Raw genomic sequence first — 13,243 nt, 5'->3', positions numbered from 1 at the left:
CTTCTGTTTCGCTAGGGTTGCAGGTTTTCCAACCAGCCGGCAAGGGGGGCCAGCATGCGGTGGGCGGTGAGATCGATCTGCAGCGGCGTGACCGACACCCGGCCCTGGCCGACGGCATGGAAATCGGTGCCGGGGCCGGCGTCAGCTTCCTTGCCCACTGGGCCCAGCCAGTAGATGGGACGGCCTGCCGGATCTGTCGTCGCCACCATGCTCTCGGCCCTGTGCCTGTTGCCGAGGCGGGTCACTTCCACGCCCTTGAGCGCTTCCCGCGGCAGGTCCGGCACATTGATGTTGAGGATATGCAGCGGCGGCAGCGGGTGATCCTTGAGGCCGGCGACGATCTCGGCGGCCACTTCGGCCGCCGCCTGGTAATGCTTGAGGCTGCGCCCCACCAGGCTGACGGCGACGGCCGGCAGGCCCAGGTGACGCCCTTCGGTGGCGGCCGCCACTGTGCCGGAATAGAGCACGTCATCCCCCAGGTTGGCGCCGGCGTTGACCCCGGCCACCACCAGGTCGGGGTGCCAATCGTCCCAGAGGCCATTGATGGCGAGATGCACGCAGTCGGTGGGGGTGCCTTTGACGGCGTAGAAGCCGTTCTCCAGCTGCTGGACCCGCAGCGGGTTCTCCAGCGTCAGGCTGTTGGAGGCGCCGGAGCAGTTACGGTCCGGCGCCACCACCCGTACCTCGCCGAGGCCGGAAAGGGCCTGAGCCAGGGCCGCTATGCCGGGGGCATGGACGCCGTCGTCGTTGCTGACCAGTATCTTCATGCCTGGGCCTCGCTGAACCTGTCCGGCTCTACCAGCTCGGCCAGGTTGCCGAGCAGGGCAGTGGCGAAACTGCCGGTGGGCAGGGTGAATTCGAGCAGCAGGTCGCCACCGTCCCAGTGCCACTGGATCTCCGGCTTAAGCCAGAGGGGGCGGCGGGCGCCGTTGGCCAGCTTCTCGAGGCCGGCACAGCGCTCGCCCTCAGCGGCCACGGCCGCCAGTTCCAAGGCCAGTGCGTCACCTTGCGGGCCGACCCCCCCCTTGCCCCAGAGGGGGCCTGTGAGCTGGACATCACCTTCGGCAAGGCGTTGCTGCAGGCTGTCGAGTTCCGCTTCTTCTGCGACGAAAACGGAGTGGGAGCCGGCCAGCATCAGCACGTCGCCGGGCAGCACCTGCCTCATCAGCCCCTGGGTTTGACGATGCTCGGCCACCCGATTGAACAGGTGGGAGCGGGCCGCCGAGATGGCCATGGCCTGGCGCGGTTTCTTCATGCGCTTGCCGGCCAGCACGGCGTCGAAGATCTCCAGGTTGCGTTCCCCCTGGCCGAAGCGCTGATCGCCGAAGATATTGGCAAAGCCCTCGGCGGCGACTTTTTGCAGCCGCTCTTCCACCAGGGCCGGCTCGCTGACCTCGCGCAGGCGGATGCGAAAGCCGTTGGCCTTGTGGGTGCCGATACGCAGCTTGCGGTTGTGGCGGCGGGCCTTGAGGATGTGCAGATCAATGCTTTCGAGGCCGGCCAGATCCGGGGTCTCCTTGCCCGGCAGCCAGACCGACAGCCACTGGCGGGTGACGGCGTGGCGGTCCTTGAGGCCGGAGTGGGAGACATCCCGCTCCTTGACGCCACAGGCCTCGCCCAGCAGCTTGGCGGCCCACTGGGTATTCATGCCGCGCTTTTCGATATGGACGAAGAGGTGCTCCCCTTCGCCCTCGGGTTCGAAGCCCAGCACTTCCTCGACGAAGAAGTCCTCAGGCTGGGTCTTGAACAGGGCCTTGGCCGTCATGCATTTTTCTCCAGCAGTACTACGGCTTCCACCGCTATGCCCTCTTCCCGGCCTACGAAGCCGAGCCGCTCCGTGGTGGTGGCCTTGACGTTGATGCGCTCCAGTTCGCTCTCGAGATCCGCTGCCAGGTTTTCCACCATGGCCGCCACATGGGGGGCCATCTTGGGGGCCTGGGCCATGATGGTCACGTCTAGGTTGCCGAGGCGGTAGCCCTTGGCCTTGACCAGGGCAAAGCCATGGCGCAGCAGGGCACGGCTGTCGGCGTCCTTGAAGGCCGGATCGTTGTCGGGGAAATGGCGGCCTATGTCACCGAGGGCGACGGCGCCCAGCAGGGCGTCGGTGACGGCATGCAGCACCACGTCGCCGTCGGAATGGGCGATAAGGCCACTGTGGTGGGGTACCACCACGCCGCCGAGGATAAGGTCGCGCTCGGCGCCAAACTTGTGTACGTCAAAGCCGTGGCCGATGCGCATCAGCTTATCTCCTGTTGGCTCAGGAGCCAGCGGGCCAAGGGAAGGTCCGCAGGCTCGGTGATCTTGATGTTGTCGGCCCTGCCCTTGACCAGCGCCACCTTGAGGCCGAGGCGCTCCATGGCGGAGGCCTCGTCGGTGATGGCGGCGCCCTCCATCAGGGCCTCGGCCAGGGCCTGGCGCAGCAGGGCCGTGGGGAAGCACTGGGGGGTCAGGGCCCGCCACAAATGCTGGCGCGGCACCGTCTCTTCGATGCTGCGGCCGTCGCCGGACCATTTGACGGTGTCCACCAGGGGCGCCGCCAATATGGCGCCCTGCCCGGCCTTGGCCGCCTTGACCAGGGCCTGGACGTCCCCCTCGGTAATGAGGGGCCGGGCGGCGTCATGCACCAGCACCCAGGGGGCTATGTCGGGATTGACGGCATTGAGGCAGGCCAGCACCGAATCGGCCCGCTCCTCGCCGCCGACGACGGTGCGCAGGCGCGGGTGATGGGACTCGGCCATGGCGAAGAAATAGGGGTCGTCCTCGGCCAGGGCCACCACCACCTCGCTGACGGTCTCCATGGCCAGCAGCCGGCTGAGGGTCTCGCCGAGGATGCTCTTGTCGGTCAGAGTCAGGTATTGCTTGGGCTTGTCGCCGCCCATGCGGCGGCCAATGCCGGCCGCCGGTACCAGGGCAACCAGTTTGTCAGTCATTGCTTGATGCCGGTTCGTTCTTGTCGTCGCGGGAGCCGATCACCCTGAAGAAGGTCTCGCCGTCACGGATCAGGCCCAGCTCGTTGCGGGCCCGCTCTTCGACGGCGGCGCCGCCCTTGCGTAGATCCTTGACGTCGGCATACATCAGGGCGTTGCGCTTCTTGAGCTGGGCGTTCTGGGCCTTGATCCGCGCTATGTCGGCATGCAGTTGCCAGTGGTCCCTGAGGGCGTTGTCACCGAACCAGAGACGGTATTGCAACGACCCCAGCAGCACCAGCAGCACTATCATCACACGTGCCATGCTGTCTCCCGTCTGTCTTGGGGTCCTATTATGGTGGGGCGGGCGCCCTTTGGGAATGCCCTTGCCGCCTAGGCTCCGACTTTCATGCCGCGTTGACTGGCCGGGCGGGCCATGCAGCGTTCGAACCAGGCCATGACGGCGGGAAAATCGTCCAGCGCCACCACCTGGTAACCGTCGTAGTGCCAGCCCAGGCAATCGATCCAGGGGAAGGTGGCGATGTCGGCGATGCTGTAGTCGTCCCCCATCAGGTAAAGGCTGCCCTCAAGGCGCTGCTCCAGCACCGCCAGCAGGCGCCGCACTTCCTTGCGGTAGCGCTCCTTGGGATAGGGGTCCAGGCACTGGTCGGCGGCGTAGCGGTGGAAATGGCCGAACTGGCCGAACATGGGGCCGACATTGGCCATCTGGAAGAAGAGCCACTGGATGCACTCGATACGCCTGGCCGGGTCGGCGGGCAACAGCTGGCCTGTCTTCTCGGCGAGGTACCAAAGGATGGCGCCCGACTCGAACAGCTTGAGTTCCCCTTGTGGGCCATTGGGGTCCACTATGGCCGGGATCTTGTTGTTGGGGTTGATGGCCAGGAACTCAGGCGAATGCTGCTGGCCGTCCCTGAAGCTGACGCAGTGGACTTCGTAGGGGATCCCCAGCTCCTCCAGGGCCACAGAGACCTTCTGGCCGTTGGGGGTGTCGAGGGTATAGAGCTGCAGGCGCTCCGGGTACTGGATGGGCCAAAGTGATGCCATGTCGACTCCTTTCTAGGCCACCACAAAACCGTTGCGGCCTCCATTTTTTGCCTGGTAGAGGGCTTGATCGGCCCGCAGCAGCAGGCTGCGGCGATCGTCCTCCGTCCTGGCCAGGGTAACACCGACGCTGACACTGACAAAGCCGCCCCCGGGGTGGGGCAGCCTGAGGGCGCGGGCCTGGTCCACCAGCCGCTGCCCCAGTCGCTCGGCGCTGCCCTCCCCGCTCGGCGTCATCCAGGCCACCAGCTCCTCGCCGCCGTAGCGGGCCAGGTGCCCCTCCATCGCCTCGCTAAGGCCATAAGCCAGCTGCTGCAGGCAGCGGTCCCCTTCCAGATGGCCAGCCAAATCATTGAAGCCCTTGAAGTTGTCGATGTCGATCAGGGCCAGCAGCAAAGGCTTGCCGTCGGCCAGCAGCTGGTCCAGGCGGCGCTCGAAGGCGTAGCGGTTGTCGATGCCGGTGAGGGCGTCCGTCTCCGACAGGGCCCGCAGCCGCCGGGTCTGCTCCACTATGGCGTGGTGCATGGCGTCCTGCTGGCGGGCCGACAAGGTGCCCACCCCCACCAGAATGCCGAGGTAGATGAGCTGGCTGTTCCAGTCCGGGTGGCCTATCCAGGCGGCCAGCCCCAATTGGGTGGCGGTGACGATAAGGCCGGCGGCCAGCTTCTTGCGCCAGGGCAGCTGGGTCAGGAAGAAGCCGTAGAGCATCAGGATGAACTGGCCCTTGGCGGTCAGCGGCGCCAGGCTGTAGAAGGTCGGCAGTATGGAAATGATGGCGTTGCCGAGCCCCACCATCACCCAGGCCCACCAGAGCCAGCGGTGGAACTGGCGCACCGAGACCTCCCTGATGGTCTCCACCAGCAACACCAGCACCGGCAGCCATTGCAGCAGGGCGCGGGTGACCAGCATCGGGTAGAGCAGCGGATGATCCAGCCCCAGCCAGGCGATGTCCCAGAGGCTGAAGATGGCCAGCACCAGGAGGGCGGCCAGTACCACGTTGCGGCGCATGCGCCAGGAGGCCTGTAGGGGCAGTGAAATATCCATAGGGCAGCAGTTTCGGGACAGTCTCTTGATCTTAGGCTTTGTTCCCCAACAATGCCTGACCGCCCAGAGGGCGTCTACCCTAGTCCCGCTGCTGGCGCTTCTTGATGAAGTCGCGGAAATCCGGACCTTTTTCCTGGCAGAGGCTGGTACTGAGCCAACGGGTTTCCTTGCCCTGCAGGCCGTCCACCTCCTGGAGCAAGGCGCACTCGCCGTTGGGGCCATGGTAAAGCCGCTGGCCGCCACCGAGATCGATCATCTCCTCGTGGTGGGGCTGGGCCTTGGGCCTGGGCAGGGCATCGGTGCCGGCGCTGCGGCTGTCCAGCCACTGCTGCTGGCGCCGGGCGTTGAGCCTGTCCAGGCTCTGCTGCAGGGCGCTGCCGAGATCCCGGGCCGGGGCGGGATTGGGGCTCTCCACTAGGGTGCCCGGCGCCTTGGGGGCAGGCTTGGCCTGGCCTTGGGGCTGGGTCTTGGTGCCTTGCCGGGGTTCGGGCTTGTCTGCCGGTTTGTCGGGCAGCACCTCGGCCTTGCTGCCGGCATTGCTGCTCTGGGGCTGCGGCTTGGGCCTGGCGTAGAAGAGGTGGGCCTTGAGAGGCGGCGGCGCCTTGATGGCCTTGGGGATATGGACCCCCAGGCCTAGCTGCCACAACAGCAGGGCGTGCAGCGCCAGCACCAGGCCACCCCAGAAGAGGTAACGGTGCTGTTGGTTCGGCTTGTTGTCCGGAAGTTCTGCTGCCTGCATCATGAAAAAAGCCGCCCTGGCGGGCGGCTTGTCAGTCCTTTGAGGGGATCAGCCCTGGCCCTTGATTTCGCTCAGACCACGGTAAACCGCTTTTTCTCCCAGCTGTTCTTCGATGCGCAGCAGCTGGTTGTACTTGGCGACGCGATCGGAGCGGCACAGGGAGCCGGTCTTGATCTGGCCGGCGGCGGTGCCCACGGCCAGATCGGCGATGGTGGCGTCCTCGGTCTCGCCACTGCGGTGGGAGATGACGGCGGTGTAACCGGCGGCCTTGGCCATGGCGATGGCCTCCAGGGTCTCGGTCAGGGAGCCGATCTGGTTGAACTTGATCAGTATGCTGTTGCCGATGCCCTTGTCGATGCCTTCCTTGAGGATCTTGGTGTTGGTGACGAAGAGGTCGTCGCCCACCAGCTGCAGCTTGGTGCCCAGCTTGTCGGTCAGCACCTTCCAGCCGGCCCAGTCGGACTCGTCCAGGCCGTCTTCGATGGAGACGATGGGGTACTGGGCGGCAAGGCCGGCCAGGTAGTCGGCGAAGCCTTCTGAGCTGAAGGACTTGCCTTCACCGCCCAGCACGTACTGGCCGTCCTTGTAGAACTCGGAGGCGGCGCAGTCCAGGGCCAGGGTCACGTCCTTGCCAAGCTCGTAGCCGGCGGCGGCAACGGCTTCTTTGATGACGGCCAGGGCGTCGGCGTTGGACGCCAGGTTGGGGGCGAAACCGCCTTCGTCACCGACGGCAGTGCTCAGGCCCTTGGCCTGCAGCACTTTCTTCAGGCTGTGGAAGATTTCGGCGCCCATGCGCAACGCTTCACGGAAGCTCGGCGCTGAGACGGGCTGAACCATGAACTCCTGGATGTCGACGTTGTTGTCGGCATGCTCGCCACCGTTGAGGATGTTCATCATCGGCACCGGCATGGAGTAGACACCAGGGGTGCCGTTGAGCTCGGCTATCCAGACGTAGAGCGGCTTCTTCTGGCTGGCGGCGGCGGCCTTGGCGTTGGCCAGGGACACGGCCAGTATGGCGTTGGCGCCCAACTTGGCCTTGTTGTCGGTGCCGTCCAGTTCGATCATGACGGCGTCGATGGCCTTCTGATCCAGGGCGCTCTTGCCCACCAGGGCGGCCTTGATGGGGCCGTTGATGTTGGCAACGGCAGTCAGTACGCCTTTACCCAGGTAGCGGGCCTTGTCGCCGTCGCGCAGTTCCAGGGCCTCGCGGGTGCCGGTGGAAGCGCCGGAGGGGGCGCAGGCCAGGGCGACGGTGCCGTCGGCCAGGTGAACTTCGGCTTCGACTGTGGGGTTGCCGCGAGAATCCAGGACTTCGCGACCAATGATGTTGGCAATGGTGGTCATGGCTTTACTGTTCCTTCTCGTAAAAACAAAGGCCGTGCCCCAGGGGCACGGCCAATTTCCAAATCAGGCTTTCTGCTTGTGCCCTTCCCAGGCCGCCTTCACGAAGCCGCCGAAGAGGGGGTGGCCGTCACGGGGCGTGGAGGTGAACTCGGGGTGGAACTGCCCGGCCACGAACCAGGGATGGCTGGGGATCTCGACGATCTCCACCAGCTTCTTGTCGGCGGAGAGGCCGGTGAAGGCCATGCCGGCCTTTTCCAACGCCGGGCGGTATTTGTTGTTGACCTCGTAGCGATGGCGGTGACGCTCGAAGATGGTGTCGGCGCCGTAGAGGTCATGGGCCTTGGAGCCGGGGATCAGGTGGCAGAGCTGGCTGCCCAGGCGCATGGTGCCGCCAAGGTCGGAGGCCTCGGAGCGCACTTCCACTTCCCCTTCTTCGTCCACCCACTCGGTGATGAGGCCCACCACGGGATCGGCGGCGTCCTTCTTGAATTCGGTGGAATGGGCGCCGGGCAGGCCGGCGACGTTGCGGGCGAACTCGATCAGCGCCACCTGCATGCCGAGGCAGATACCCAGGTAAGGCACCTTGTGCTCACGGGCGTACTGGGCGGCCAGGATCTTGCCTTCCACGCCGCGCTCGCCGAAGCCGCCGGGCACCAGTATGCCGTCGACGTTTTCCAGCAGCTCAGTGCCTTTGGTCTCGATGTCCTGGGAATCGATGTACTTGATGTGGACTGTGACGCGGTTCTTGAGACCGGCGTGTTTGAGGGCCTCATTGACGGACTTGTAGGCGTCCGGCAGTTCCACGTACTTGCCGACCATGGCGATGGTGATCTCGCCCTGGGGGTTGGCTTCTTCGTAGACCACCTGTTCCCACTCGGACAGGTCGGCCTCGGGGCAGCTCAGGCCAAAGCGCTTGACGATCAGCTCGTCCAGGCCCTGGGACTTGAGCAGGGCCGGGATCTTGTAGATGGAGTCCACGTCCTTGAGGCTGATGACGGCCTTCTCTTCGACGTTGGTGAACAGCGCGATCTTGGAGCGCTCGGACGCCGGCAGGGCGGCACGGTCGGTACGGCAGATGAGGATGTCGGGCTGGATACCGATGGAGCGCAGTTCCTTGACGGAGTGCTGGGTCGGCTTGGTCTTGACCTCGCCGGACGCGCCCAGGTAGGGCACCAGGGTCAGGTGCATGAACATGGCATGGTCGCGGCCCACTTCGGTACCCATCTGGCGGATGGCTTCCAGGAAGGGCTGGGACTCGATGTCGCCGACGGTGCCGCCGATCTCGACGATGGCCACGTCATGGCCAGCGGCGCCGGCGATGACCCGCTCTTTGATCTCGTTGGTGATATGGGGGATCACCTGGATGGTGGCGCCCAGGTAGTCGCCACGGCGCTCCTTGCGCAGCACGTCGGCGTAGATGCGGCCCGTGGTGAAGTTGTTGCGGCGGGTCATCTTGGTGCGGATGAAACGCTCGTAGTGACCCAGGTCCAGGTCGGTCTCGGCGCCGTCTTCGGTGACGAAGACTTCCCCGTGCTGGTAGGGGCTCATGGTGCCGGGGTCGACGTTGATGTAGGGGTCGAGCTTCATCATGGTCACTTTCAGACCACGGGCTTCAAGGATGGCAGCCAGGGAAGCAGCAGCAATACCCTTACCGAGGGAGGATACAACACCACCCGTCACAAAGATGTAATTTGTCGTCATGTAGGACCTGAGCGCGTTAAGAAATGGGGATCTTAGGACGGGAAGACATTATAGAGGAAAAGCCCCCATTCCCACAACGCGCTATTCGTCCTCTTTGACCGCCTGCCAGTGGGCCTCCAGTTTGTCAAGCCCTTGCTCGGCCAGCACTTCGCCCGCATCGCTGACCCTTTTCTCGATGGCGCGAAAACGCCGCTCGAACTTGTGGTTGGCGCGGCGCAAGGCCGCCTCCGGGTCCACGTCCAGGTGGCGGGCCAGGTTGCTGACGGCGAACAGCAGATCCCCCATCTCGTCTTCCAGCCGGGCCGCATCGCCCCCCGCCACCTCGGCTTTGACCTCGTCGATCTCCTCGTGGATCTTGTCGAACACCGGGGTCAGCTCGTCCCAGTCGAAGCCGACCCGGGCGGCCCGCTTCTGCAGCTTGATGGCGCGGATCAGCGCCGGCAGCGCCAAGGGCAGATCGGCCAGCACCGAAACGTCGGCATCCTTGTGGGCCCGCTCGGCGGCCTTGATGGCTTCCCAGTTGGCCTTGAGCCGCTCCGGGTCTGACTCCTCTGACTCGCCGAAGACATGGGGATGGCGGTGCACCAGCTTGTCGCTGATGGCGCGGGCGATGTCGTTGAGGTCGAAGGCCCCTTCCTCCTTGCCCAGTTGGGCATAGAAGACCACCTGGAACAGCAGATCCCCCACCTCGTTCTTGATGGCTTCCCTGTCGCCCCCTTCGATGGCGTCCGCCACCTCGTAGGCCTCCTCCAGGGTGTGGGGCACTATGGTCTGGAAGTTCTGGGCCAGATCCCAGGGACAGCCGTTTTGCGGGTCCCGCAGCCGGCTCATGATGCCGACCAGGCGTTCGAGTTCTTTCATCTCCACAGTCTCCTTTTGACGGCACCGAAGTCCCTTGTCCACTGGCGCTGGGCCGTCATTTCTGGGTGATCCGCTTGGCCTCGAAGACGTCCGCTATCTGGTTGATGCGGGCCAGCACCTTGCCCAGGGTATCGAGCTTTTGCAGGCTGACCTGCACCTCTATGGTGGCCACGTTGTTCGAGTAGTCGGTGTGGCTGCGCATGGCCTCCACGTTGACCCGCTCGTTGGCGAGGATGGCGGTGATGTCCCGCAGCAGGCCGTTGCGGTCGGCGGCCTGGATGCGCAAGGTGGCGCCGAAGCTCTGGCCCGGGGTCTCGCCCCAGTCCACTTCCACCACCCGCTCGCCATGCTTGCGGGCCAGCTTCAGCAGTTCCTCGCAGTCGGTGCGGTGCACCGAGATGCCGCGGCCCTGGGTGATGAAGCCGACGATGTCGTCCCCCGGCACCGGCTGGCAGCAGCCGGCGATGTTGGTGAGCAGGTTGCCCACCCCCTGCACCACGAAGGGGCTCTTGCCGGACTTGCGGGCTGTGCTTGATTTCTGGCTGATGAGCTCGGCCACCGCCTCGTCGTCGCTCACTTCCCGCTTGAAGTAGTGGCTGTTGAGGTAGTTGACCACCTGGTTGAGCTTGATGTCGCCGCCGCCGATGGCCGCCAGCAGGTCGTCCAGGGTGCCCATGTTGAACTTGTCCACCGCCACCTGGGCCTGGGACAGGTCCAGATCCAGGCGGGCCAGCTCCCGCTCCAGCATCTCCCGGCCGGCGGCCAGGTTCTTGTCGCGGTCCAGCTGCTTGAACCAGTGCTGCACCTTGGCGCGGGCCCGGCTGGAGCGCACATAGCCCAGGTGCGGGTTCAGCCAGTCACGGCTGGGATTGGGCTCCTTGCCGGTGAGGATCTCCACCTGGTCGCCGGTCTGCAGCTGGTAGGTGAAGGGCACTATGCGCCCGGAGATCTTGGCGCCGATGCAGCGGTGGCCGACCATGGAATGGATGTTGTAGGCAAAATCCAGGGGCGTGGCGCCGGCGGGCAAGTCCACCACGTCGCCCTTGGGGGTGAAGACGTAGACGCGGTCTTCCACCACCTGGTGCTTGAGCTCCTCGACGAGATCGCCGGCGTCGGCCATCTCCTCCTGCCATTGCAGTATCTTCCTGAGCCAGGCCACCTTGCCTTCGAGGCCGGCGTCCTTGCCGCCGGCGCCCCCTTCCTTGTAGGCCCAGTGCGCCGCCACCCCCAGTTCGGCCTCGTCGTGCATGGCCTGGGTGCGGATCTGGATCTCCACCGTCTTGCCCTTGGGCCCCACCACCACCGTATGGATGGAGCGGTAACCGTTGGGCTTGGGGTTGGCCACGTAGTCGTCGAATTCCTTGGGGATGTGGTGATACTGGGTATGCACCACCCCCAGGGCCCCGTAACAGTCCTGCAGGCGCGGCACTATGATGCGCACCGCCCGCACGTCGAACAGCTCGTCGAAGGCCAGGTGCTTGCGGCTCATCTTCTTCCAGATGGAATAAATGTGCTTGGGCCTGCCGTAGACCTGGGCGTCCACGCCCTCGGCCTTGAGGGCCTGTCGGAGGTTGGCCACGAAGTCGCGGATATAGTCTTCGCGGTCGATGCGGCGCTCGTCCAGCAGCTTGGCGATGCGCTTGTAGGTGTCGGGATGCAGGTAGCGGAAGGCGAGGTCTTCCAGCTCCCACTTGAGCTGGCCTATGCCGAGGCGGTTGGCGAGCGGCGCATAGAGGTTGGCGGCGGCCTTGGCCACCAGCACCCGGGTTTCCTCGTCGGCGTCCTTGACGGCGCGCAGCTCCACTATGGCCTCGGCCAGTTTGATCACCACGGCCCGCACGTCGTTGACCATGGACAGCACCATGCGCCTGACCCTGTCCACCTGGGTGCTGGAAGCGGCCCCCTGGTGCAGGGTGCGGATGGCGTCCATGTCGACGACAGAATCCAGCAGCGCCGCCAGGGTGGTGCCGTACTGGTCAACCACCTGGTCGCGGGGCAGGGTCTTGCGGCGGTAAGGCTGGAGCAGCAGCGCCGTCAGCAGGGTGTCGCCGTCCATGGCGAGATCGACGAGGATCTCCACCATCTCCTGGGCCTGGGCCCTGTCCTGCCCGGCCAGCGCCTCACAGGCCTGGGCCAGGCGCGGAATGTCCTGCTCGCGGACCTTGAGGCCCGCCAGCCATGTCTGGGTGTCCAAGGCCCCTTGCCCCTGGTGCGTACCGCGGATGGAAACCATCACCCCTCCCGGATAAAAAGTGCCATCAGTTCCACGTGGGCTGTCTGGCTGAACATGTCCATCAGCCCCAGACGCGCCAGGGAATAGCCGCCCGCCACCAGCAGTGCGGCGTCCCTTTTCCAGGTGGAAGGATTACAGGATACATAGAGCACCCGGCTCGGACCAGCCTTGCCCTGACCCGCCTTGCCGGCCAGGGCCTGGCAGAGCGCCTCGGCGCCGGGGCGGGCCGGGTCCAGCAGCACGGCGTCAGGCCTCTGGGCCAGCAGCGCCGCCACCGCCTGCTCGTCGTCGAGATCCAGGGTGCGGGCCTCCAGGTTGGCGATGCCGTTGGCGGCGGCGTTGGCGAGGTTACGCTCGCTCATGGCCGCCACCCCTTCGGCGGCCAGCACGGCCCTGGCCCTCTTGGCCAGCGGCAGGCTGAAGTTGCCGAGGCCGGCGTAGGCGTCCAGCACCAGCTCTTCGGCCTTTGGCGCCAGCCAGGCCAGGGCCTGGTCCACCATGGCGGCGTTGACGGTGCCGTTGACCTGAATGAAGTCGGCCGGCCCGACGGTGAATTCAAGGCCGTCCAGCTCGTAGCCCAACTGCACGGCCTCTTGTGGCCAGTGCTGGTGGATGCCGTCCTGCTGGGTAAAGAGCGCCACCTGCTGCGCCTCGGCCCAATGGATGAGCTTGGCCAGATCGCCCTTGGGCAAGGGCCCGGTCAGGCGCCACAGCGCCGCCCTATGGGGCGGCAGGTGCAGGAGCTCCAGGTGGCCCAGCAGCCGCTGGCCCTTGAGGCTCGGCAGCAGTGCCTGCAATGACGGCAGCAGCTTTGACAGCTCGGGTTCGGCAACGGCGCAATGGCTGATGGGGATGATGTTCTGGGAGCCGACGGCGCGAAAGCCGAGCTTGCCCTCATGGATGGCCAGGCGCAAGGTGCGGCGGTAGCCGAAGGCCGGGCCTTTGATGGCCGGCGCCCACTGGGCAGGGCTGATGCCGGCCCTTTCGAGATCGGCCTTGAGGGCCGCTTCCTTGTAATGAAGCTGGCGCTCCCGCTCCAGGTGCTGGAGCTGGCAGCCGCCGCAGCGGCCCACGTATTCGCAGCGGGGCGCTATGCGCTCGGGGCTCGCTTCCAGCACCTTCTGCAGCCGCCCCTGGGCCAGCTTGCCTTTGGCCACCAGCTTGGCCCGCACCTTCTCGCCGGGCAGGGCGCCGGGCACGAAGCAGACCAGGCCCTGGCTGCGCCCCACCCCCTGGCCGTGGAGATCCAGGTCCTGGATGCTAAGGTCTTGAACGGCGGACTGTTGCTGGCGTTGCTTGGGCTTGTATATCTGAACCATGGGAGACCTTGGGGATCGGCAAAAGGCTGTGCCA

General features: G+C 65.6%; 13 protein-coding genes. All 13 read right to left on the bottom strand.

Annotated elements, in window-relative coordinates; all coding sequences use genetic code 11:
• Positions 1 to 11 precede the first annotated feature (11 nt).
• The gene (surE, locus tag PVT67_RS04140; RefSeq protein ID WP_301498125.1) at positions 12 to 767 is read right to left on the bottom strand and encodes a 5'/3'-nucleotidase SurE; all 756 of its coding nucleotides are present in this window, start codon (positions 765 to 767) and stop codon (positions 12 to 14) included.
• Positions 764 to 1,765, bottom strand: coding sequence for a tRNA pseudouridine(13) synthase TruD (gene truD / locus PVT67_RS04135; protein ID WP_301498123.1), 1,002 nt, complete (start codon positions 1,763 to 1,765; stop codon positions 764 to 766). Before truD ends, surE begins: the two co-directional genes overlap by 4 nt.
• Entirely contained in the window at positions 1,762 to 2,238 is a 477-nt protein-coding gene (ispF, locus tag PVT67_RS04130) for a 2-C-methyl-D-erythritol 2,4-cyclodiphosphate synthase (protein WP_301498121.1), read from the bottom strand. Before ispF ends, truD begins: the two co-directional genes overlap by 4 nt.
• On the bottom strand, positions 2,238 to 2,930 hold the full coding sequence (ispD, locus tag PVT67_RS04125; protein WP_301498119.1) for a 2-C-methyl-D-erythritol 4-phosphate cytidylyltransferase: 693 nt from the start codon (positions 2,928 to 2,930) through the stop codon (positions 2,238 to 2,240). The genes ispF and ispD overlap by 1 nt, the downstream gene beginning before the upstream one ends.
• A complete protein-coding gene (gene ftsB, locus PVT67_RS04120; RefSeq protein WP_301498117.1) occupies positions 2,923 to 3,231 on the bottom strand; it encodes a cell division protein FtsB in 309 nt (102 codons plus the stop codon). Before ftsB ends, ispD begins: the two co-directional genes overlap by 8 nt.
• 68 nt (positions 3,232 to 3,299) lie before the next feature.
• Positions 3,300 to 3,971 carry a glutathione S-transferase family protein gene (locus tag PVT67_RS04115; protein WP_301498115.1) on the bottom strand — a complete coding sequence of 224 codons (672 nt, stop codon included), beginning with the start codon at positions 3,969 to 3,971 and terminating at the stop codon, positions 3,300 to 3,302.
• A 12-nt stretch (positions 3,972 to 3,983) separates the two neighbouring features.
• Positions 3,984 to 5,012 carry a GGDEF domain-containing protein gene (locus PVT67_RS04110; protein ID WP_301498113.1) on the bottom strand — a complete coding sequence of 343 codons (1,029 nt, stop codon included), beginning with the start codon at positions 5,010 to 5,012 and terminating at the stop codon, positions 3,984 to 3,986.
• A 79-nt stretch (positions 5,013 to 5,091) separates the two neighbouring features.
• Complete coding sequence (locus tag PVT67_RS04105) at positions 5,092 to 5,754, bottom strand: hypothetical protein (protein ID WP_301498111.1); 663 nt, start codon at positions 5,752 to 5,754, stop codon at positions 5,092 to 5,094.
• Positions 5,755 to 5,799: 45 nt separating this feature from the next.
• Positions 5,800 to 7,095, bottom strand: a complete 1,296-nt coding sequence (eno, locus tag PVT67_RS04100) for a phosphopyruvate hydratase (protein WP_301498109.1) — start codon at positions 7,093 to 7,095, stop codon at positions 5,800 to 5,802.
• A 63-nt stretch (positions 7,096 to 7,158) separates the two neighbouring features.
• The gene (locus PVT67_RS04095) at positions 7,159 to 8,796 is read right to left on the bottom strand and encodes a CTP synthase (RefSeq protein WP_301498107.1); all 1,638 of its coding nucleotides are present in this window, start codon (positions 8,794 to 8,796) and stop codon (positions 7,159 to 7,161) included.
• Positions 8,797 to 8,877: 81 nt separating this feature from the next.
• On the bottom strand, positions 8,878 to 9,657 hold the full coding sequence (gene mazG, locus PVT67_RS04090) for a nucleoside triphosphate pyrophosphohydrolase (RefSeq protein WP_301498105.1): 780 nt from the start codon (positions 9,655 to 9,657) through the stop codon (positions 8,878 to 8,880).
• A 55-nt stretch (positions 9,658 to 9,712) separates the two neighbouring features.
• Positions 9,713 to 11,890 carry a GTP diphosphokinase gene (gene relA, locus PVT67_RS04085; RefSeq protein ID WP_301498103.1) on the bottom strand — a complete coding sequence of 726 codons (2,178 nt, stop codon included), beginning with the start codon at positions 11,888 to 11,890 and terminating at the stop codon, positions 9,713 to 9,715.
• Positions 11,890 to 13,209: a 23S rRNA (uracil(1939)-C(5))-methyltransferase RlmD gene (rlmD, locus tag PVT67_RS04080; RefSeq protein ID WP_301498101.1), complete on the bottom strand. Its 1,320-nt coding sequence runs from the start codon at positions 13,207 to 13,209 to the stop codon at positions 11,890 to 11,892. Before rlmD ends, relA begins: the two co-directional genes overlap by 1 nt.
• Positions 13,210 to 13,243 lie beyond the last annotated feature (34 nt).

This window comes from Gallaecimonas kandeliae (assembly GCF_030450055.1).
Lineage (GTDB): Bacteria > Pseudomonadota > Gammaproteobacteria > Enterobacterales > Gallaecimonadaceae > Gallaecimonas > Gallaecimonas kandeliae.
The sequence above is the reverse complement of the archived record's forward strand: the minus strand, read 5'-3'. Positions and strand labels throughout refer to the sequence as shown.

Bases quoted from the DNA above. Each gene is read 5' to 3' on its own strand.
- surE (WP_301498125.1), bottom strand. From the start codon at position 767: ATGAAGATACTGGTCAGCAACGACGACGGCGTCCATGCCCCCGGCATA.
- truD (WP_301498123.1), bottom strand. From the start codon at position 1,765: ATGACGGCCAAGGCCCTGTTCAAGACCCAGCCTGAGGACTTCTTCGTC.
- ispF (WP_301498121.1), bottom strand. From the start codon at position 2,238: ATGCGCATCGGCCACGGCTTTGACGTACACAAGTTTGGCGCCGAGCGC.
- ispD (WP_301498119.1), bottom strand. From the start codon at position 2,930: ATGACTGACAAACTGGTTGCCCTGGTACCGGCGGCCGGCATTGGCCGC.
- ftsB (WP_301498117.1), bottom strand. From the start codon at position 3,231: ATGGCACGTGTGATGATAGTGCTGCTGGTGCTGCTGGGGTCGTTGCAA.
- PVT67_RS04115 (WP_301498115.1), bottom strand. From the start codon at position 3,971: ATGGCATCACTTTGGCCCATCCAGTACCCGGAGCGCCTGCAGCTCTAT.
- PVT67_RS04110 (WP_301498113.1), bottom strand. From the start codon at position 5,012: ATGGATATTTCACTGCCCCTACAGGCCTCCTGGCGCATGCGCCGCAAC.
- PVT67_RS04105 (WP_301498111.1), bottom strand. From the start codon at position 5,754: ATGATGCAGGCAGCAGAACTTCCGGACAACAAGCCGAACCAACAGCAC.
- eno (WP_301498109.1), bottom strand. From the start codon at position 7,095: ATGACCACCATTGCCAACATCATTGGTCGCGAAGTCCTGGATTCTCGC.
- PVT67_RS04095 (WP_301498107.1), bottom strand. From the start codon at position 8,796: ATGACGACAAATTACATCTTTGTGACGGGTGGTGTTGTATCCTCCCTC.
- mazG (WP_301498105.1), bottom strand. From the start codon at position 9,657: ATGAAAGAACTCGAACGCCTGGTCGGCATCATGAGCCGGCTGCGGGAC.
- relA (WP_301498103.1), bottom strand. From the start codon at position 11,890: ATGGTTTCCATCCGCGGTACGCACCAGGGGCAAGGGGCCTTGGACACC.
- rlmD (WP_301498101.1), bottom strand. From the start codon at position 13,209: ATGGTTCAGATATACAAGCCCAAGCAACGCCAGCAACAGTCCGCCGTT.